Source organism: Thermosipho affectus (assembly GCF_001990485.1).
Classification (GTDB): domain Bacteria; phylum Thermotogota; class Thermotogae; order Thermotogales; family Fervidobacteriaceae; genus Thermosipho; species Thermosipho affectus.
Map to the genome: position 1 here is coordinate 65,327 of NZ_LBFC01000015.1, position 21,204 is coordinate 86,530.

The window sequence follows — 21,204 nt, forward strand, 5'->3', positions numbered from 1 at the left end:
CCCTCCCTTAATTTCCAGAATACTCTATATTAGTAGAAGGCGGTGTATATCCATACATAACCAAGAATACGTTTAAATCCATTTCATCTATTACTCCATCTTTTTCAGAAAATCCAGGAATATATCCCCTATTTGGTGGCATAAAATCAACACGCGGCCCTATATCATATGTGGGATCATATACACCATTTTTTTGATAATTATACAAAGCATTTCTAAACATTAGATAATCATCTATATCCACAACTCCATCTAAATTAAAATCTCCAGGTAGCGTTAAATATTTATTTGCAATAAATTTATTCTTTGAAAGTAATCCTCTTTCAACAGGGTTGTTTTTTAGTTGTGTATAAAGTTCTATGTTAAATAAATCAAAATACCTTGCTTGATTATTAAAGTAAAGATAAGTATTAGTTGCAAAATCCAACCACAAACTTATAGTAGCAACCCTCGTATCTTGTGAAACTCCACTCCTTGAAATTTCTTCAAAAACAAGCTTTAAATAATCATCTCTTGTAACACTTAAATCCGTATTTTCCACAAACGATGGATTTACATCAATAGAAGTTATTGTAGAAAGAGACATGGAAATTTCAGGACTTGTGAGTGTTGCATACAATGTACTTGACAAAGCTCCTTTTGCAGCATCTATTAATATAAACGCCCTTGCTTTGCTTTCCGCGTACATTGGCACAACAAAGGTTACAGTACCTGTAAGTTCCGTGTAGTAAATTTCAATATAAGTAGGCGCACGCTTGGTATCATCAACTCCTAAGTTTAAAGTATCAATAGATTTATAGTCAAAAGATTTATATCCCCACAAACTATTTGAATCCCATTGATATACCTTCCACTTATACGCAAAAGCAGTAGAAGGTATAGTAATACTGGTAAATGGTGTGTATGCATCTATCGTCTTTACCGTTTCGCCCTTTCCAAAATTTACCATTTCAGATGCAACGCTATCCGGTAAGTTGTACTTTATTAGTATAGCATACGTAGAATCTGCTAAAATATCTGCTTCTTTATCATCATATCCAAATAAAATAGTTGCTTGATTACTTTCAAGATAAGGAACATCCAATCCTGGTATCCCAGAATCAAATTGTCTAAATGCAAACGTTGCATCCACAATTGGAGAACTAATAACATTATTTGTTACGTTGCTTATAAAAGAATCGTTAAAAAGCAAAGTTGTAGTAGTTTCTGTTGCAAATTTTATTAGTAATTTATCAAGACCAGCTCTTCCAGATGGTATTGGATCATTTACCGATTGATCCGTGTTATTCAAATTTGGATTAGTTGTGTATTGCACCGTTGTATGCGATGAAATATCACCACTATCAGATATTGAAACAACTGTCGCATCAAACAATATTCCATATTTACCATTTGTATCATTTAAATTCTCCTTAGAAAGCTCTATTCCAGAATACCAATCTTTTGCTTTTAAAGTGATACTAGTCCGGAATGTTGGTGCATCGGCATCAACAAAACCTGTTCTATACGAATTTTGACCTTCCATTGCCCAAAAACCATATGGTCCCTTTGCATCTACAGTATATGCATACACTTTATCATGGCTTGTTGTAAATGCTATGATATAAACTTCTTCATTTACAGAAGAAAGTGGAACCATTGCAGGAGAGCTTATAATTGAAAATGTTTCACTTACATCTTTTTCCCATTCTTTAGCAAAACTATAATCATCATAGCTCATTGAATAAACCACTATCTTACCAGAGCTTTCCGCATTAAGTAATGTAAAAATATAAATCTTATTTTCTGAAGATTTTTTAAACAAAAGAGGTGTAGTGGCAAATCTATATCCAGATCCAAAATCGTTGTAAATGGAATATGAGGCAACTTTAAACAAGTCATCAGAAACTCTTACTACATGAATTGTTCCAAGGTCATCAAAAACATAAACGTACCCTTTTGAGTCAACCAAAACACCAGCGGCCATACTGGAATTTCCCAATTTTATAAAATCTACATCTGAGTTTACCCCTTCAGGTGGAATCCTATACAATGTACCTCCACGACTTACAGCGTAAATAAAACCTTCACTATATGCCATTGGTGTTTCAAAATCTCCGCCCAATTGAATCTTATTAACGTTTGCCGTTAAATTAAAAGAACTATCAAGCGCTATTTTGTAAAAATTACCACTTTTATCTAAAACAAACAATGCGTCTTTTTTTGGAGATAAAATAGGTGCTATTTCTACAGGTCCATCGGTTCCATAAAAATCATTTGTAGTGGTAAATGTATCAGTTCCCATATCGTAAACCAAGTGGTAGACTCCATGCCCTCCATCCAAACCTATTCCAACATATATGTGGATGTTACTTCCATCTGCAAATGCTACAGCTGCCCTTGATACATTACCGCTAATTTCTACTTTTTTACTTGTGGCATTTGTCCTTACATTAACATAGCTTTTTCCATTGTAATTTGAAGTAACATACACAATGTAATTATTATTGAGTATTATAGGATAACTTATATGTTTCCAACCAACTCCTCCATCTGGAGTTCCATAATTCCCCGTTATATTCCCCAATCTATTTATAACATAGTAATACGAATCTTTACTTAAAAAATGTATATCTCCCGTCTGCTTTACTGCAACACCACCACCTTGGACATATCCCGTAGGAGACAATTCGATATAATCATTTTCCCAAAGCGGTGATATATTAATAGCTAAAACAAAAACTGAAATAATAGAAAACAAAAAAACCCATTTTTTCATCTTACACACCTCCAAAATCAGTATCCTGTTATAACGGTAAATACATCTTCTCCTGTATATTCATTCCCTTCTTTATCCTTCACTCCTTTAACAAATAGGTAAAAATATCCATACCCAATAGACGTGTTAACTGTAAAAGTTGCCTGTTTTTCATCGTTTGAAATCTCACTTAAATTCATCTCCAAAACATCGTAAAAATCTGAATAGTGATCTTCTCTTATATACAACACAGGTGTAGAAGTCTTTGATATACCTCCTGGATCTTCAAAACACACGCTTATAGTGTTACTACCAATAGGTATCCTATTATTATCCGTCTTATCTAAAACCTTCCCATTAACGGTCATAGCTTTTAACTTAGGTGCGTTAGTGTCGTTTACAGATACAAATATTTCATTTATACCTGCTCTTCCACTTTCATCTTCTGCATATACCGTTATATAGTGTCCACCTTCTTCTACTATCCACTCAACATACGTTTGATCTACCGTTTCAAAATATTTCTTACCGTCTATAAAGTATATAATTTTTCTAAAATTTATACTTTCAACCGGCACCACAGAAATTATCGTAGAATGTCCCGGGATAAGATTTGATTCATTGGAAATTGCTATCTCAAAATTTAAATAAGTATCCCCTATTAATATTCTTTTTCCTATCATAGATTTTTTACCTAACCAGTCAGTTGCCTTAACTATTAACGAGTGATCTCCTGTTTCTAATTTGTTTAACTGTACCGGGATATTTTTTAATTCTTTTTGATCCACACTATCTTGTAATTTTAACTCTCCATCCAAATAAACCTCATAACTTGAAAGCTTTACATCATCTGAGATATCGACATTTATTAAAATATTTGAATTTGTTGGGTAAGAGAATTTTGAATGTATTACAATTTGCGGTGCCTCATTATCAATAGGTAAAATATTTAAAGAAATTTTTGTGGAATCTTCAGCACCTATTAAATTATCGACTTTTATGAAAAACTCTTTATCACCGCTTTCATCGAACTTTCCCAAATTCAAAAATATCTCTCCAGGTTTTAGCATAGTTGAAATTTCTTTTTTTCCATATTTTGAAAGACCTTCTGTTTCTATATTCACCTCTGGATTTTTGGAATTTACGTCTAAATACAATATTACATCATCACCTACAAAAATCTTGCTTGGAATAACAGATATATTTTTTATCAATGGCTGTGATGGATCATAAACGTAAAGTTTTGGTTTATAATCCTCGTATTTTTTTCCATCCAAAAGAGATATAACACTTGCCTTTAGTGAATATTTTCCAGGCTTATCAAAGGAGACATTTATCGTCTCTGGAACTTTTCCAAAATTTTTTACTATCTTTCTATTGTACTCATCAACTATTTCCAAGGTTCCACTTTTTGCGCCGATCAAATCTCCACTCACGACTATCTGCGCTTCTTTTGAAGCCTCCACCACATCAGGTGCAATTATCTCTAATTTAAAACTATCATCATTTGTTGTACATGCCATAACAATAAAAAGTAAAACGGACAATAAAATTATTATTTTTTTCAAATTCCCACCTCCATACCTCTCATGTATTATTTTTCTATACATATTTTTTGTTACCCTAAAATTTAAATGAATGTTCTTCAACATTCCCCAAAAGTGCTATAGCAAGAATCATTCTAGTTACTAAAACTATTGCTATAAAAAAGCAACACAAGGAAAACCTGTGTTGCTTTTCATTTACAACAACTTACTAACAAATCATTTCAATGAAATTTCTAGACATTTCATAGGTAAATTAAACGTTTTAAAATATCACTTCTTTCATTAATCTGCATGCTTTTTTACGTTTTACTCCAATTCCGTTTCAAAATTCTGCAATAACAAGCACTGTATCTCTAAAAATTGAATTTGAAAATTTTTCTGGTATGTTTTTCAAATATCTATCAAGAAATACTAGATTCTTTACCTTAAAACCTGCCAAAGTTACGGTTTTCATCAAAGTAAAACCTGAAAACCAATATTTATGGTCAGTATTTACAATTTCCATATTGTTAAACCCTTGTATTATATTTTCCCATCTATAGGCATTCGGAGCAGATACAACAAGTTGAGTCGCTTTAAGTTTCTTAATAGCTTTTAGAAATTTTATTGGATTATGAAGATGTTCTATTACATCAAAAACAACTATACTATCCCAGTTTGTTTGTTTTATAATATCTGGTAATTCATAATAATTTTCAATATTAGCACAAATTATATTTTGAATTCCATACACATCTTTCAAATAACGCACTGCTTCACAATCAATATCAATCCCCCAAACTTCTCTAGCTACTTTGAGTATGAAATTATGAATCCACTGTTTAGATTTAATTTTCATACCAATTATATCCATATGATCAGCAAATCCTATATGCAAAACTCTTTTATCTTTCAATCGAGATTCTATAAAATTTTTTAAATCTTTGTACTGAGGTGTAACATTGTAGTTTATTATTAGACCTTTGTCAAAATATTTTCCTTTAAGATATGGTTTAAGTTTTTCAAAATCTTCATATGCGGATAATTTATTATTAGATGTATCTAATCTTTCCTTTTTTGGGTTTTTGTTAAGTATTATTAATTTTTTTCTCAAAACTCTCCTCGTCTGCTAAAATATCACTTAAAACTTTTTTTACTGCATTTATTTGATCTTTAAATGTCCATTTTCTATTGGTAACATATTGCCTATAGTAAATAGAATTGTAGTTGTTTTCAGTAATTATTCTGCATGCTTCTTCTATATCATTAAATATCCAACGCTTCTCATAAAGCTCTTTTGCCCCAAAAAAATTGTGTATCACAGGTTTTATTCCTCTTGCCATTGCTTCCATAATATTATAGGGATGTCCTTCATGAATACTTGTAGAAAGTACATAGTTTTTATCTCTCCACCATTCTTCCATATCGTCTACCCACCCATAAAAGATTACATTATTCTTTAACCCCATTTCTTCAACCATATATTTTAAGTACAACTCGTATCTGCTATCTTGAAAATCTCCTGCAATATGAATTTTGTAATGTTTATCAATTTCTGTTAGCTTTTTAATCACCTGAAGTATCATAGCAGGATTTTTCTTATGACTTATATGTGCTACCCACGCTATGTTGTATCCTTTACTTCTTTCCATGAAAGGTATCTTTTCTAAATCGATTCCATTGTAAATTATTTTACTATCTATTTTTCCTGCAAGACTTGGAAATGTCATTTTCAAAATTTCTCGAATATGCGGAGCTACAAAAATTATTTTGTTCACGTTATTCCAATTTATTTTTAAAGGAAAATTGGTAAACACTTCGTAACTATGTAATCTCACGAGAACTTTTTTTTTCAACAATTCCTGGATAATTTGTTCCTATCACTGCTGCTTCGTTGGCCCACTCAAACCATACTATATCAGCCCAGTCTATACTTGCCTTTATTTCCTTATCGTTCCTCACTGCCCACCGTTGGATCCAATATTCATCTGATAAACCTTTGATCATATCATCTATGAAGTTATCAAGCCCCATTAAACATATTATCGCAAGTCTTTTTTGCTTCTCTGCTTTTTCTATCCGACTCTTTAATTTTTTCAGTTTCGCATGCAAAGCTTCTAAATTTTCTGCTGGAGCGTATGATAATGCTTCGTTTATATGCTCAGCTGCTTTGTCGAAAAAACCCTCAAACATGTAAGTTTCAGCCAGTATATCATGCACCATCCATTCCTTAGGTGAAACGTCGAGAAGTTTCAACGCATACTCTTTAGCCTTAGGGTATTTTTCAATTTGTAGAAACATTTCTGCAAGGTTAAAAAGTGCATCCAAATTTTGTGGGTCAAGCGATAATGCTTTTTTAAAGTTTAATATCGCTTTGTTTTTTCTGCTTGTACTGTAATAAGCAAGACCAAGTGCGTTATATTAATAAGGCGTTTTCGCTTTTCCATCAAGAAGTTCTATAATTTTTTTGTATTCTCCGTTTGCTAAAAATTTCTTAATATTCACTCTACCCCTCCCAACGTTATTGCACATTCAACATAACAACATACATTTTTTCTTTAAATCGAACCATATGACTATCTCTAATCTCTACAACACTCGCCGCTCTCTCCAGCCTCATTTCATTTTTTGTAATATGTTTGATTTATTAACAGCTGCTCATCTGGTACATCTTTTAAAACCTTTGCAGGAACACCTGCCACTATCTTTTTTGCAGGAACATTTTTTGTAACTACAGAACCAGCTGCTACAAGTGCATCTTCTTCGACAATCACACCTGGGAGTATTGTTGCATTAGCCCCTATTCTTGCTCCCTTTCTTATAATCGGCCCTTTAAAAAATTTCTTTCTTTTTTCCGTTCTACCAAGAAAATTATCATTTGTAAAAGTAACCTCCGGAGCTATAAAACAGTAATCTTCTACTACTGATAAAGCAGTAATATACGCCTCTGTTTCTATTTTTACATATTTTCCTATACGAGTTTTATTTTCAATGGTTACTCCTCGACCTATTATAGTCTTTTTACCTATTCTCACCTCTTCTCGTATACTAGCCAAATCCCCAACAAAAACAAAATCCTCAAGAATAGCTCCTTTATAAATAACACAGTTTGCACCTATCGTCACAAAGTTACCAATTTTTAACGGTTTTAGCTCCTTATCCTCAGTAGTGGCTGAAGTAGATGCTTTAAATGGCTTTTTTCCAAGAACTGTGTTATCTGATATCACAGATCCACTTCCAATAATAGTTCCAGAATGAATTACCACATTATGTCCTATAATAACATTATCACCTATCACAGCATCTTTTTCTATAACCACATTGTGGCCAAATGTCACATTTTTTCCAATAATTGCATCTTTGGATATGCACATCTTTTATTCCTCCTTTCTATTTATATTGTTTCATTATAACAAACCAAAATCCTATAAACTCGGATAAGTTGGCAAGATTAGAGAGGTTGGAGAGTGTTGGGGCTTTTTTGTCATTCTGAGCGCGTATGCGCGAAGAATCTTATATTTTTACTAACTTTCTAACTTATCCAACACTATCCAATCTATCTAATCTCGCTAACACTCGCTATCTAAGATTCTTAACTTTGTTCAGAATGACAGAAATAAAAAGATAAGATCCCTCGACTACGCTCGGGATGACATCTTGAGGAGTGAAGCAACGAAGGGGATGTCATCCTGAGGAACGAAGTGACGAAGGATCTTATACACTCGAAAAACCATCCAAGATTCTTCGCACGTATTGCTCAGAATGACAAAAAAACACTAACTTCGCTAATCTTGCCAACCTTTCCAACTCTCTTTTTTATTTCTCTATTTTTAAAAAAGATTAATCAAATCATTTAAACTAAACAATAGGATATTTCCACTAACCTTTGAAAAATTAACAACTTCATCTGTAAAACCATTTTTTGAAAAAAATACGTAAAATTTGTTTTTAAAATCAAACAAGACACTTTTGTCTATCATCTTTTTTACAATAGTCATATCAACCAAACCATTTTTCCATTTGCATTCTCCAAAAAGGATATTTTCTTTATCATAAGCAACTATATCTATTTCCTCTTTTTGCTTTTTTATAGGATTATTTCCCCACCATTTTCCTATTCTTTCAAAAACAAATGGTAATTTTCCATTTTTATTCATCTTTTTTAGATATTCAAAGGCTATATCCTCAAATACACCCCCCAAGTAATCATTTATAAACGGTTTAATCTTTTTTTCTAACACGGTATCCAACAATCCTTGCTCAATTAATTCCCTATTTTCAAAGACAAATCTGTACCAAAATCTGAAAAAATTGTCTTTAATTTTAAAAATGCTGCTTCTTCCAGTTTTGCCTATTGGTTCTGGTTTGATTTTTTCAACTATTTTCAAATTAATTAGCGTATCTATATATTTCGAAACCTTGGCATTATTAACTTTTATTTTTGTAGCAATTTCATTTAATTTTGTTCTTCCAGTCGCAAGTGCTTCTAAAATAGAATTGTACAACATTGGCTCTCTTAACTCTTCACGCAATAAAAATCTTGGCTCTTCGTATAAATAAGACAACTTATTTAAAATTTTTTGTTTTACATTTTCAAAAACATCCAAATTTTCATCAAAAGTTATTAGATATTGAGGTGTTCCACCTAAAATCCCATACACACTAACTTGACGTTTCAAATCATACTTTAGAAAGAACTTTTTACTATCAAAAAAATCAAATGTTGTGATTTCAAATTGTGCGGTTCTCCTACCATACAATGGACTTTCATATCCTAAAACCTCTTTTTCCATAAAACTAACATACGAACCACAGATAATCAAAAATAATTTAGTATTTTTTAAATGATGATCTATCAATTTTTGTAAAATCGATGGTATACTTTTGTTGGAATTCACAAGATATTGAAACTCATCTATTACCACAACCAGCCTTTTTTCCTTTGACCTTTCACCTAAAAAATTAAATGCCTCTTCCCATGTTCTAAAACTACTTAAACCATTTAAATGAAAATATGAAAAAACTTCTTTTGAAAACTTCTCTAAAGATATACTGTCTACAGATTCATCAGCTACATAAAAAATACAAGGTTTTTCCTTGCAAAACTCTAAAAGTAAAGTAGTTTTTCCAACTCGTCTTCGACCATATACAACAACAAATTGAAATTTATCATCTTTGTATAATTCATTCAAACTTTTCAGTTCTCTTTCTCTGCCTATGAACACATTGTCACCCCATCTATATACTTATAAGTTACTAACTTATAAGTAAGTAACTTGTGAGTTAGTAATATTATACCATAAAATAACATCAAAAATACAAATAAAAATTAAAACTCCTACTTTGTCATTCTGAGCATATGCGAAAGGTATGCCATCCTGAGGAACAAAGCGTCGAATGGGATGTCATCCTGAACGCATGTGAAGGATCTTATACATTCGAAAAATCATTCAAGATTCTTCGTCACTTCGTTCCTCAGAATGACAAAAAGCTCCAACTCTCTCCAACCTTTCCAACCTTGCTAATCTCGCTAATTCTTATAGGAATTGTCATTTGTTTTTTTGTCACAACTGTCACAATTTGTAGACAGTTGTCACATAAGTCACAATTTGTGCTATAATATCTTTGAACGGTAAATAAGTTTTTCAATGGCGGTGAGATAGTGAATGAAAATGAAATAAGAGAAATCCTTCAAGCGCTTTATGATACTCCCTTATCTTCAAAAAATCTGCTTGTTAATAGGGATGAAGAAATAAACTCCCTTAATGCCATATGTTTTTATCAACCAAAAGGGGTGTATGGTCTCTGCGGTGAGACTGGTGGGGGAAAAACAACAATACTGAACTTTATCGAACCTGGTGTGGGAAAAAGAGTTTACGTAAGGCTTACAGAAAAAGAAAGTAAAGAAATAATAATTGGTGATATGCTGTACAAACTTGCCAAAGAGATAGAAAAGCATGAAGAAAAAGGCAAGCTTTTAACTACTGCAAAAAAATCAATAGAGTTTATTATTGAGGAAAGAAGCGAGACCAGGTCTATAGGAGCAAGTGGGGGAATTTTTGTTAGTGGAAACTTCTCAAAAACTACTACTCACACAAGAAAATTTAATATCTATCATGCTTATGAGTTGTTAGATGATATTCTCAACTTATTAATTGAGAAATATAACAGAATAATATTACTTATAGACGAACTTGACAAAGAAAAAAAAGAAGAAGTACTAATAATTTTAGATTCATTAAAAAACATATTCGATAAACAGGGATTGATAGTAATACTATCTCTCCCATTTGCTATATATAGAGAATATGCAAAAGACAGATTAAGATGGAACGAATCTGGTAATCTGGAAAATATTTTAAAAGACACTTATTTTTTAGAACCTCTTAGCAATGAACAAATACAAGAAGTAATCTTAAAAAGGCTAAGAAAATATCCTGACTTTTTAGATAGCGATGCTTTATACGAAATAGCAAGATATAGTGATGGAAACCCAAGGGATGCTTTATGGATCTCTCAGCAAATAGTTTTAAACAACCTTCACAAGAAAAGAATAACAGGCAATATCGCTGTAAAAACCATTAAAAAAATCACAAAAAAATATTTTGAAAATTCATTACAACTTACAGACCTTCAAGAGGCAGTGCTAAACACCATAACCCAATATGGCAACAGAAATATAATTGTGAAAAAGCTGGAGGAAAAGGGTATAAAAAGACAAACAGCGTATACCTATATAAATCGTCTAAAAGAAAATGGATTAATCATTGAAAGGAATGGACAACTAAAAGTTTCCGGTAAAATATTTTATATAATATCCAAGTAGTATTCAAATAATCTGTCACAACTGTCACAATTTGTAGACAATTGTCACATAAGTCACAGATAAAATTCTTCACCCGCTTGCTACTCAAAAAGACAAAAAGCCTCTTAGATTCCTCACCCTTGCAGGTTCGGAATGACAAAAAAGGATCTTACACATTCGAAAAACAATTCAAGATTCTTCGCACATATCGCTCAGAATGACAAAAAACACCAACACTATCCAACCTCTCTAACCTCTCCAACGCTCTCCAATCTTGCCAACCTTTCCAATCCTCGTATCCCACTAATCTTGTTAATTATAACAGTAAGAATGCTATAATATATTTAGTAGAAAAAGTTAAAAAATTGATAAAGGAGGTCTCAAATGTGAATAGGCAAAAAATTTTAGAAAAACTCAAAAAACATAAAAAAGCTCTTGAAAATTTTGGAGTAAAGAAAATAGGAATTTTTGGTTCATATGCAAGAAATGAAGCAACAAAAAAAGTGATGTAGATATAATTATAGAATTTGAAGAAGGGAAAGCAACCTTTGACAATGTTGCTGGTGTTGTAGATTTCCTTGAAGAGTTATTAGAAGCTCCTGTTAACTTACTCACACCGGCAGGTATAGAATCTATTATGAATTTTTAAAACAAAGCTATCCAAATGCAAAAATAGATGCTAATTATGGTTTAAAAGAAAAATAATTTATAGCATCTAAGGAGGATAATATGATTAAAGCAAATATGTCTCTTATCCTTAAAATGTTAATTCTCATTCTTGTTTTTGTAGACATTTTTGGATTTTTTTCATCTAAAGTCTTTGAACTTTATTTTTCTATTCTTGGTATAATACTAATTTTAATTTCTCACTAAACAACAACAAATTGCCTAACAATAGCATATTATTTCTCTCAATGCTTGTATGGTTACCCATTGGTTTAAAAGCAAATTTTGATTTATTCGGGTTAGCAGCACCATTTTTGTTTTCCAACTTAACTTTAATATTAAGTGGAAAAAAGGAAAAAATAATATGAGGGCTTTTTGCCATAGTTTTATTCTTTGAGATGGTTACATTATATATACAAATCTCAACATCTTTACTTTATTTATTCATAGGCATAATTGCTCCTATAACATGAGAAAATTGTGAATAAAAATTTAGCAAAGATAAAAACCATTCGATGATTGTCTAATGGCCTATTTTTTATTTTTTCTCCAGATATATAAGTTATATGACCTTTTTACCGAAATTTTTATTTTTTATCTCTAAAATATTTTCAAAATATCACTTAGCTTTTTTTGAATAATAGATTCTTTCATCAGAACTCATGTGTTCTTATAAGAAATAACATCTTTCACATTTAAAATAGTCTAAAGATATTCTATATCTCTGGAATATGGACCGTAAAGATATTGTGCGGAAGGAAAATCATGAATTATATGATCTTACAAAAGAAAGTTTCTGTTATTTTACTTTATTGATTTCTTCAACTTTGCAAACTAAATTTTTTAATTTATTAATCTTATGACTTTATAACATAAACACTCTTTCAAAAAATTATGTGATAGAATAATTATGTACTTATAAAAAAGGAGTGTATAATTATGGATGAAAAATTAATATTTATAAGTGGTTCTATTTCAATTAAATACTTACCAGAAGATGTTACCAAAGAATTAGATAAAATAATTGAAAATAAATATCACGTATTAGTTGGAGATGCAAAAGGTGTTGATTCTCTTGTTCAAAAATACTTTAAAGAGAAAAATTATAAAAATGTATCGGTAGTCACAGTATGCGGAAAACCTAGAAATTTGTTGGATAAAGACTTTAAAGTAATTAATGTGGATGTACCAGAAAATTATGGAAGTAATAAAAGAGAATTATTTATGGTAAAAGATAAATGGATGGCAGAAAAGGCAAATTACTTTTTAGTTATATGGGATGGGAAATCCAAAGGAAGTTTTAATAATATTATTAATGGTATCAGACAAAACAAAGATGTAAATGTTTATCTGTTACCAGAAAAAAAATTTGTATCTAAAGAAAATATAAAAGAAGAATTTATTAGAGATATTTACATTAAAAATGAAGGATATACTGTGAAAGAAATATACGAAATTCTAAAAAAAGAATTTAATATTAAAAACAAAAATGAAATAGTGGACAAAATGGAAGAACTAGAAATAATTAAAAAGGAAAAAAATAAAATTGTGCCAAATGAAAAATATAAAAATTACATTAAAGTTAAAAACTACAAGGGATACAAAACATACAAATATTTACCCAATATTCTAGAGATTTTAAGAGCAAGCTTTAAAAACAAGGAGAGTAAAACACAACCAAATAAAAACAAGCATAAAAATGAAACATATGATAATGCGCCTTTATTTAAATGTATTAATAATAGTAGTAAATAGGTTATAAAAAAATAAGAATATCCTTTTAATTGAGAGACAATGGCAGGGGGATAGGAATGAATGAATATGAAATCAAAATAATAACTAAAAACAATGTTCCTGTTAATGTAGATAACCCAATTTTGAAATACGAAAAAGATAAAAATCGAAAAAACAATTTTTTGCGCGTTGAAATTAAAAAAGGTATTTATAAAATTGGAATTGGAATAATATTAGATTTCTACAACAAATTCACTATAACGTCTTCTCAATATACTCATGTAATGGAAAAAACTAATATTGGAAAGAAGGTCTATAAATTAAAATATTATAAAAATCCTCCTTTAGATAAGAATATTAGGGAGAAATACATTAAAGAATTTTCTGAAACTTTTAAAAATTTTATTAAAAAATCAAAAAAACAAAATTTGGTTATAACATACGTTCCATCATCATCAGTAATTCCAAAAGAAATAGCGTTAATGCTTGGAAATTTAACAAATACAAATGTAGAAGAAATTATTACCATCAATAATAATGATGTAACAATGAAAGATTCTAAAGATATAGAGCAAGCAATAAAAAATGCTAAGAAAAAATATAAAATAAATTCCAATTTAGTTGACAAAAATACGTGTTATATAATAATAGATGATATAATGGGGACTGGAGCTAGTATAATAACTATTTTAGAAAAGTTGTATGAAATTACAGGAAAGTATAACGTTTTTTTATTCTGGCAAAGGATGCGAAAAGATGAACATACTTAAAAATAGCATAAATTATCATACTGTAAAAAACAAACTAGACTGTATGAAAACAACTCAGCATGCTTTAAATATTACATCAGATTTAAGTTATACATACAAAAAAATCAATCATTATCAATATTTTGATGCTTCTAATAACTTAGTATGACAGAATTATTCTTTTTAAAATTTATCACAAAATTCTATCTCTCTTCCTGTTTTATATATAAACTTCATCAAATAATACTCAGACACATAATTGTTGACATGTCTCCTCTCCAATCTTTCCAACATCTCTAACACTCTCTAACCCCGCTAACTCTTACAGGGATAGTCATTTGTTTTTTGTCACACCTGTCAAATTTGTAGACAGTTATCACATAAGCTTATATTATAATAAATCAAAACAGCATATATCCTTTAAATGGTGGTATTATAGTGAAAAAATTCTTTAAGCGCTTTATGATACACCTTTATCTTTCAAAGACCTACTTAAGGTTAAACTTTAAACACTTCTATACCTCTAAAATGATTAACTCTAACGACTAATTCAGGATTATATCCTCCATTTAATTTTCTCTCCAAACCTTAATCACTATGATTGTTTTAAAAGCCATCAACAAACCTCACTGTTGCAACTGCTCCGTTCATTTTAAGATAAACCACACCATCTGAAACTTTTAATTTTTCTATATCGCGTTCCCTTGCGTTGCAAAGGTATGCTTCTTTGAAATCAAAATTTGGTATTATCTTTAAAACCTCATTCACACCAAAAGGAGCATAAAATCTTGCAATTATTCCATTTCCTTTAGAAGCTCTCTTTACAGAAACTGTTAAAACCTTATTGGGGAACACTCTTATCAAAAAATCAAATTCTCTTTTTAGCTCTTTATAACCATCTTCCCAAGGAAATGATAATTCTTTTAGAGATTTTATTACTTTCTCTTCAACATTATCCTTTTTACCAACCAGCATCACACCATAATCTACCACTTCATGTTTATGTTTTTTCAAACTCACAGGATTGGCTGGAAGACCTATTATTCCAAAAGCTTTCTCCCTTTGAGCGCTTCTCATAAGAGAAATTTCTATCCTTCCATTTTCTTTACACGAAATAGCCCCTGGAAAAGGTTTAAATATGACAAGATGATAACTTTTTGCTTTAAAAAACGCAAACTCATTAAGCGGCCAAAAGGTGGGAGCATATATTTTTTTACATGGACGGTGTATAACGCCCCCTGGAGCATGCATATATATACCATGAAAAGATGCTTTAAAGTTAAAACGAACGCTAAGCGTGTAGCCTTTTTTCAATCTTCCTTCTACTCTAAAATATATTATTGGATCTTCATTCTCTATCCATAACCTTTTTTTGAAAACATTTCCTAATATGCTAATAACACTGACAATTTCCAAAGCATTATTATGTTCTATAACTTTTGTTTCGTAAACTTTTACTGGCTTTTTAAATTCTTTCCAAATACCCCCCTTAAACTCATATCCCATTCTCCAAAGTCCACCAGAGTCGCGGTAAAGGACACTATCATTTGAAGGTAAATTTAAAAGATTTTCCTTGTCTTTAAAACAAAGGCGTGTTATAAGAGAAGTCCTTTTGTTAATTTCAATTTCATAGCACGCCGTTCTTATGAAAATTTTCTGATTATTTTCTGAAAATTTTGGAAAAAATCTAAAGTTTTTTTCTTTTTTAGGGGTATGCTCATTGACTTTTGCAAAAACTTCTTCTAATTCACCTTCTGCGTCTTTTAACCATGGAAGCTGCTCCCTTTCAACAACTTCGTCAGTAGATGTCCCGGTTATAAAGTCGTGATGATTGGAAAGAGAAGCTATCCACCAAACCTTCTTCAACTTCTCCCAATCGGATCCATTATAGTTTTTTGAATAAATGAGCATCTTTTCAAAAAGAAGCGCTTTTTCCACAAGAGAATGGGTAAGTTTTTTAACCTCTGGTCTTGATACGTAAAAACCGGTCCAGTAAGGATTTGGATCCACTTCAAGGACAGGTAATTTATCCTCATGAAACCCAACAAGGGTAAGATAATCATCAAGGCCTGCAACTACGGTCCATATTCCCGTCTTTGAATAATACTCTCTATTGTAGCGCTCAAGTAGCTCTACAAGATCGGAAATTGGCTCTACAAAATCGAATCCTATTGGGCATAGCATGTATGGCGTTTTGCTGAAAGGTTCTAAGATCCTAACATACTGGTGAACTTTGCGGGCAATGTAACATCTTGCCTTTAAAGGAATTGCAAATCTTGCAAGATATACCCTGCTTATTCCTATGTATGAGAGCATGTCGCCCATGCCATAGGTAAAAGCATTCCAGTGAGCAAGAACTTTTCCTCCATTTTTGTCTTTCCAGATAAAATCAAGAGTCTTTTCCTTTTTTAGCAAAATTTCTGCCGTTGAACCTTCTCTTGGAAAATTTTTCCTGCTTTCAAGATCACAACCTGGAAAGTACATTCCATCCACACGAGTTATAGCCGTCTTTTCAAACCCTGCAGCGTTTAAAAGGGATGGAAGAAAAGGTGATGCTCCAAAGCTATCGGGGAAATATGCAACCTTAGGTTTTTGAGTCATTTTGTTCTCTTCAAGCCAAAGCTGCCCAATTAAAAAATCTCTTAAAATAGACTCTACTTTTGGAAGAATGGTATCTGCCGAAGTTGGTGCGCTGCTCATAAGGCGAAGCCTTCCCTCGTTAACAAACCTTTTTACAACTTCTCTCTTTTCCGGATTTTTATCCAAATACATCTTCAAAAAGAAAATGTTTTCAAGTGAGTAAATCCTTCTTGGATTTTTTTCTAGTTCCTTAAGTGCAAGATCAAGGTTTTTCTGGACAAATCTTTCAAAATACTCCTCTGATGTGTAGAGCCAGTTTGGATCCCAGTGGCTAGATTCGGTAAAAATAAGCACCCTCTCTGCGTCATTTGGAATTCCAAGGTGCTTCCTTACTTCAAGTTCTTGTGTCATATTTCACCTCTACGATTTTTTCAAAAGATTTTTTATACTTGGCTTTTTCTTTTTACTTCTAACTCCTGGAAGAAGTTCAACAAACGCATAACCAACGTGTTTTCCATATAAATCAATTACCTTTGCCATAAGCTCAAAATACGCTATATTAACTTGACCATCCATCATGGGAACTACTTTGTAAAATTCTTTCTTTACACCTGGAAGCATAACATCCCACCCAAATGAAAAAACATATCCATCCACCTCTACAAGTTCCTTCTCTTTAACCGTAAAATCGCAAATCCTCTTGCTCTTTCCATATTTGTCAACGTATGTTCCATCCTGATACGGATGTTGTGGAAAGGAAAAAAGCATAACTTCTTCATCATCAAAAAATCGAAGAGAAAACCACTCCCAGTGCGTTGCAGGATCAACAATGTTAAAAGGTCCCCATTGCCTGTCAAACCATGATTTTCCAAGAACATCAAATTTTCTTTTTTCTTCTTCAGACTTTATAATAATCCTTCCTTCTGTTGGCATATTCGTAAAAGAGTAATAAACAGTTCTTTGCTTTGAATCTTTTGGAACGCCCATTATCAAAACTCCATTATCTCCATGCCACACTCCGCCTTTCCCATAGCCAAGTTTAAGCTCAAAAGAGAATTCATCAGTATTCACCCAAAGATTCATTCCATCCTTTGATCTCTTTAAAACGGCATAAGGCAAAACATCTATGGTCCTCTCGTCTTTAAATACTTTTCTTTCAAAAAACAATGCCTTTTGTTTAAAATAGTGCTTCTTTCGTGAAATATCTGTGAGAGCAAGCTGGAGCACTTTCAGAGTAATACCATACACTCTGGCCCTAAGAAACGTGTATTGATACGAAAAGATTCTTTCTGAACTTTCTTTATCCATAAGATATCCTGTGATATACCACCATCCAGAAACCCCCTTATGAGGAAACCATTCTTCTTCAAAGTTTTTGTGATCTTCCTCTTTATATGGTATTAACAAACGCTTTCTCATACTTACCATCTCCCATGAAAGTTTATATTCTAAAAAACGTTCGGTAAACACTATATGAATTAGATAAATATCCGATAACTTTTTATTTTAATTATACACTTATTCACAACTAATACAAAAACATTTGCAGCATTGTTTAAAATGATTCTATTTTAATTATTTTTTTAATTAAAAAAATGTTATAATAGATTAGCTAACTTTTTATGAAAGAAGGTGCTATCATGGCAAAAGTAACAAGGGAAATGGTGGAAAGGGCAGGAGTTGATGTGGACCAATTACTTGAGCTTCTTGTAAAAAACGCGGCAGCAGAGCTTACAACTTACTATTATTACACGATTCTCAGGGCAAATCTCATTGGAATGGAAGGAGAAACTCTAAAAGAAATAGCAGAAGTTGCAAGGATAGAAGATAGAAACCACTTTGAAGCTCTTATTCCAAGAATTTATGAACTTGGTGGAAAGCTTCCCGATGATATGAAAGTCTTCCATGACATGTCAGCATGCCCGCCGGCAAGGCTTCCAGAAAACGTAACTGCAGAAAATATCTTAAAAGTTCTCGTGGAAGCTGAAAGGTGCGCCGTTCGTGGATACACCCAGATATGCAACATGACATTTGGGAAAGACCACAGAACCTATGATCTTGCCCTTGCAATACTAAACGAAGAGATAGAACACGAATCATGGTTTTCTGAGTTCCTTGGAGAGGGACCATCGGGACACTTCATGAGAAGAGGAGAAACATCACCGTTTGTTTCCAAATTCCTAAAATGAGAGTTTTTACAAAAAAAGATCTTTTAAAATATAATGGAAAGAACGGTCGCCCTGCTTATATAGCTTACGAAGGTCTCGTTTACAACGTTACGGAAAGCTTTTTGTGGAAAGATGGAAACCATCAGGCACTTCACAAAGCAGGACAGGACCTAACAGAAGCTTTAAAAAGTGCTCCTCACGGAAAAGAGTTTTTGAAAAAATTTCCAGTTGTTGGTATTTTGAAGGAATGAAACTTATCAAAATGGAAAAAGGTGGAATCTTCCACCTTTTTCTGATTTCAATTTTCTTTAATAAGATTTTCTATATCTGTAGCATGTATACCACTCCTTGGAAACTCTACAAGCCTAACCTTTCTACATTTGTAAAATGAAGAGGAATACGTTTCTTGGAATAACAAATAAAAAATAGTATTCTAAATAAAGTGAAGAATATGATTAAAACTCTCGAAAAAACGATAACTTCATGTTTTCATATATTATTAGAGTTAACTATTCCAAAGAATTTTTTGAGCTCGTCTATTTCCTCTTCTTCTAACAAATCACTTAAATTATTTACCAATCCAGCTAAATTTAAATTTTGTTCCTTAATCGTTTTAAATCGATTATCTTGTAGAAATGGAAAAATACTTTTCAACATATAATATAGGAAAAACTTTAACATTTTAACGCTTTCCAATTCTTGAAAACCTCCATAAGCTTTTCCAAATATCATTTTTTCTGAATCCACAAAGAAATATCTTTCTAAACAACTATCTAAAAACTCTCTAAAAGTTTTAAGGTCATCGCCGTTAACTATTTCAAGAAGCAAAGATAACATTTTCTCGTGATTTTCTTTACTTTCAAATATGATAGAATCCAAAACAGACACAAGAGTTCTAAGTGCTTTATCTACGTATTCATTCTTGCATAGTTTATTTTTATAACAATGTTTAATGATAAATCCTCCAAGCAATAACATACCGTATATAATCTTTTTAACAAACAAAGTTTTTAAACAAACTTTCTGCTCATCTTCTTCAATATTATTATCAAAAATAATTTCTAAAACCATTTTAAAAATATTTCCAGGCCAAATTCCAGTAAGATACTCCCAAATAAAATTATCTTCCTTTTTAAGGTATAGATTGAATATGAAATCTACAACTAAAGCCGCTGAATAATTTTGAAGTTCATCGTTTTTGGCTATGTTTTCTTTGAACTTGGTAAACATCACCATAATAAGTTCGTTGAACCTTCTTATATATTCATAATTTTCATCGACTTCGATAAATCCCCTATTATAACTTAACAAATTATTAACTAATGTTTTAAAAATTGCATCATCCTGTTTGTTAGTTAATCTGTAAATAGTGGAACTTAAAAATGAGAAATCCTTAAATAAGTATATTTGATAAAAACAAACTTCTAAAATTTCATCAAGTACTATTTTTTTATATTTACTTTCCAAATTTTGCTCGTTCTTTATGAATGAAGATATAATAATATCAAAGTACATTAACCGTTTATCTTCAAAAACTTTTGAGGCTATTTCCAAAATGCCTCGTTTTCTATTTCCTAAACAAATCTTAATAAAATTTTGATCCTTAGTTTTAAATATATTATCCAGAACATATGAAAATAATTCCTTTTTATCATATTTAACCAAATTTTTTACTAAGTTTAAAACATCATCGAAATTTTTCTTAGAAATTATTCTATCAATTATCTTTTCAGGTTTATATTGCAAGATTGATACCCGATAATATAATAAAACTCCTATTATCATATAAGAAACTCCTATAAAATCAGAAAGTATAGGAAATTTATTATACAAAAAAATGGAAACTATCATCCACACCACAAAGAAAATAGAAAAAAGAGACAAATAAACAAGACTATTTTCCCCCATAAATCTTTGTACAAACTTTTCAGGTAACCCCTTATCTACGATTCTATTGTAAGACCAAACACTTAAACTAATCAGAATAGACAAAACCGTTAGAAATACTCCAGCAAAATTTGCCGTAGATTTCATATATTCGTAAGTATAATTATTACCAGACATTTCAAAAAACACTTCCGGAATTATTATTTCCGTATCTGTCGAAGAATTTAATGAACCAAATTGAATATTTACAGATGTCTGTGTATCTAAAGGTATCTTCAATATTGTCTGTGAAGAACTTAAAGCAAATAATATAAATAAAAAAGTTAAAATTAAACCAAACTTTTTCACTATA

At 31.2% G+C, this 21,204-nt stretch carries 15 protein-coding genes and 2 pseudogenes; 7 read left to right on the plus strand and 10 right to left on the minus strand.

Features of this window, described 5'->3' with window-relative positions:
- Nucleotides 1-7: 7 nt before the first annotated feature.
- The 7 genes and pseudogenes from XJ44_RS03875 to XJ44_RS03905 all read right to left on the minus strand — a co-directional run bounded on the left by XJ44_RS03875 (nucleotide 8) and on the right by XJ44_RS03905 (nucleotide 9,488).
- Complete coding sequence (locus tag XJ44_RS03875; protein WP_075665733.1) at nucleotides 8-2,758, minus strand: hypothetical protein; 2,751 nt, start codon at nucleotides 2,756-2,758, stop codon at nucleotides 8-10.
- 17 nt (nucleotides 2,759-2,775) lie between these two features.
- The gene (locus tag XJ44_RS03880; protein WP_075665734.1) at nucleotides 2,776-4,305 is read right to left on the minus strand and encodes a hypothetical protein; all 1,530 of its coding nucleotides are present in this window, start codon (nucleotides 4,303-4,305) and stop codon (nucleotides 2,776-2,778) included.
- A 301-nt stretch (nucleotides 4,306-4,606) separates the two neighbouring features.
- The gene (locus XJ44_RS03885; protein ID WP_077198114.1) at nucleotides 4,607-5,377 is read right to left on the minus strand and encodes a class I SAM-dependent methyltransferase; all 771 of its coding nucleotides are present in this window, start codon (nucleotides 5,375-5,377) and stop codon (nucleotides 4,607-4,609) included.
- The gene (locus XJ44_RS03890) at nucleotides 5,352-6,041 is read right to left on the minus strand and encodes a glycosyltransferase (RefSeq protein ID WP_158071823.1); all 690 of its coding nucleotides are present in this window, start codon (nucleotides 6,039-6,041) and stop codon (nucleotides 5,352-5,354) included. The genes XJ44_RS03885 and XJ44_RS03890 overlap by 26 nt, the downstream gene beginning before the upstream one ends.
- Before the next feature lie 46 nt (nucleotides 6,042-6,087).
- Nucleotides 6,088-6,672 (minus strand): annotated as a pseudogene (locus XJ44_RS03895) (tetratricopeptide repeat protein); the annotation flags it as partial.
- A 212-nt stretch (nucleotides 6,673-6,884) separates the two neighbouring features.
- Nucleotides 6,885-7,637, minus strand: coding sequence for an acyltransferase (locus XJ44_RS03900; RefSeq protein WP_077198117.1), 753 nt, complete (start codon nucleotides 7,635-7,637; stop codon nucleotides 6,885-6,887).
- Between the two features lie 456 nt (nucleotides 7,638-8,093).
- The gene (locus XJ44_RS03905) at nucleotides 8,094-9,488 is read right to left on the minus strand and encodes an ATP-binding protein (protein ID WP_077198118.1); all 1,395 of its coding nucleotides are present in this window, start codon (nucleotides 9,486-9,488) and stop codon (nucleotides 8,094-8,096) included.
- A 437-nt stretch (nucleotides 9,489-9,925) separates the two neighbouring features.
- Here XJ44_RS03905 and XJ44_RS03910 point away from each other — a divergent pair, with 437 nt between their 5' ends.
- The 5 genes and pseudogenes from XJ44_RS03910 to XJ44_RS03925 all read left to right on the plus strand — a co-directional run bounded on the left by XJ44_RS03910 (nucleotide 9,926) and on the right by XJ44_RS03925 (nucleotide 14,238).
- Nucleotides 9,926-11,089, plus strand: a complete 1,164-nt coding sequence (locus XJ44_RS03910) for a P-loop NTPase fold protein (protein ID WP_084758750.1) — start codon at nucleotides 9,926-9,928, stop codon at nucleotides 11,087-11,089.
- A gap of 365 nt (nucleotides 11,090-11,454) precedes the next feature.
- A pseudogene (locus XJ44_RS09470) lies at nucleotides 11,455-11,717 on the plus strand (nucleotidyltransferase family protein).
- 80 nt (nucleotides 11,718-11,797) lie between these two features.
- Complete coding sequence (locus tag XJ44_RS09240; protein WP_158071824.1) at nucleotides 11,798-11,941, plus strand: hypothetical protein; 144 nt, start codon at nucleotides 11,798-11,800, stop codon at nucleotides 11,939-11,941.
- A gap of 732 nt (nucleotides 11,942-12,673) precedes the next feature.
- Nucleotides 12,674-13,489, plus strand: a complete 816-nt coding sequence (locus XJ44_RS03920; protein ID WP_077198119.1) for a hypothetical protein — start codon at nucleotides 12,674-12,676, stop codon at nucleotides 13,487-13,489.
- 56 nt (nucleotides 13,490-13,545) lie between these two features.
- The gene (locus tag XJ44_RS03925; RefSeq protein WP_077198120.1) at nucleotides 13,546-14,238 is read left to right on the plus strand and encodes a hypothetical protein; all 693 of its coding nucleotides are present in this window, start codon (nucleotides 13,546-13,548) and stop codon (nucleotides 14,236-14,238) included.
- Nucleotides 14,239-14,823: 585 nt separating this feature from the next.
- Here XJ44_RS03925 and XJ44_RS03930 read toward each other — a convergent pair.
- Both XJ44_RS03930 and XJ44_RS03935 read right to left on the minus strand, forming a co-directional pair.
- Nucleotides 14,824-17,208 (minus strand): glycoside hydrolase family 38 N-terminal domain-containing protein, encoded by a 2,385-nt coding sequence (locus tag XJ44_RS03930; protein WP_077198121.1) that lies wholly within the window; start codon nucleotides 17,206-17,208, stop codon nucleotides 14,824-14,826.
- A gap of 9 nt (nucleotides 17,209-17,217) precedes the next feature.
- Entirely contained in the window at nucleotides 17,218-18,216 is a 999-nt protein-coding gene (locus XJ44_RS03935; protein ID WP_158071825.1) for a lipocalin-like domain-containing protein, read from the minus strand.
- Between the two features lie 221 nt (nucleotides 18,217-18,437).
- Here XJ44_RS03935 and dps point away from each other — a divergent pair, with 221 nt between their 5' ends.
- Both dps and XJ44_RS03945 read left to right on the plus strand, forming a co-directional pair.
- Nucleotides 18,438-18,986 carry a DNA protection during starvation protein gene (dps, locus tag XJ44_RS03940; RefSeq protein WP_077198123.1) on the plus strand — a complete coding sequence of 183 codons (549 nt, stop codon included), beginning with the start codon at nucleotides 18,438-18,440 and terminating at the stop codon, nucleotides 18,984-18,986.
- Nucleotides 18,983-19,216, plus strand: a complete 234-nt coding sequence (locus tag XJ44_RS03945) for a cytochrome b5 domain-containing protein (protein ID WP_077198124.1) — start codon at nucleotides 18,983-18,985, stop codon at nucleotides 19,214-19,216. The genes dps and XJ44_RS03945 overlap by 4 nt, the downstream gene beginning before the upstream one ends.
- A gap of 238 nt (nucleotides 19,217-19,454) precedes the next feature.
- On the opposite strand, the gene XJ44_RS03950 is transcribed toward XJ44_RS03945, so the two are convergent.
- A complete protein-coding gene (locus tag XJ44_RS03950) occupies nucleotides 19,455-21,200 on the minus strand; it encodes a hypothetical protein (protein ID WP_077198125.1) in 1,746 nt (581 codons plus the stop codon).
- Between the last annotated feature and the right edge of the window lie 4 nt (nucleotides 21,201-21,204).

Coding starts and splice junctions, on each gene's coding strand:
- XJ44_RS03900 (WP_077198117.1), bottom strand. CDS start 7,637: ATGTGCATATCCAAAGATGCAATTATTGGAAAAAATGTGACATTTGGC.
- XJ44_RS09240 (WP_158071824.1), top strand. CDS start 11,798: ATGATTAAAGCAAATATGTCTCTTATCCTTAAAATGTTAATTCTCATT.
- dps (WP_077198123.1), top strand. CDS start 18,438: ATGGCAAAAGTAACAAGGGAAATGGTGGAAAGGGCAGGAGTTGATGTG.
- XJ44_RS03920 (WP_077198119.1), top strand. CDS start 12,674: ATGGATGAAAAATTAATATTTATAAGTGGTTCTATTTCAATTAAATAC.
- XJ44_RS03930 (WP_077198121.1), bottom strand. CDS start 17,208: ATGACACAAGAACTTGAAGTAAGGAAGCACCTTGGAATTCCAAATGAC.
- XJ44_RS03945 (WP_077198124.1), top strand. CDS start 18,983: ATGAGAGTTTTTACAAAAAAAGATCTTTTAAAATATAATGGAAAGAAC.
- XJ44_RS03875 (WP_075665733.1), bottom strand. CDS start 2,758: ATGAAAAAATGGGTTTTTTTGTTTTCTATTATTTCAGTTTTTGTTTTA.
- XJ44_RS03925 (WP_077198120.1), top strand. CDS start 13,546: ATGAATGAATATGAAATCAAAATAATAACTAAAAACAATGTTCCTGTT.
- XJ44_RS03935 (WP_158071825.1), bottom strand. CDS start 18,216: ATGAGAAAGCGTTTGTTAATACCATATAAAGAGGAAGATCACAAAAAC.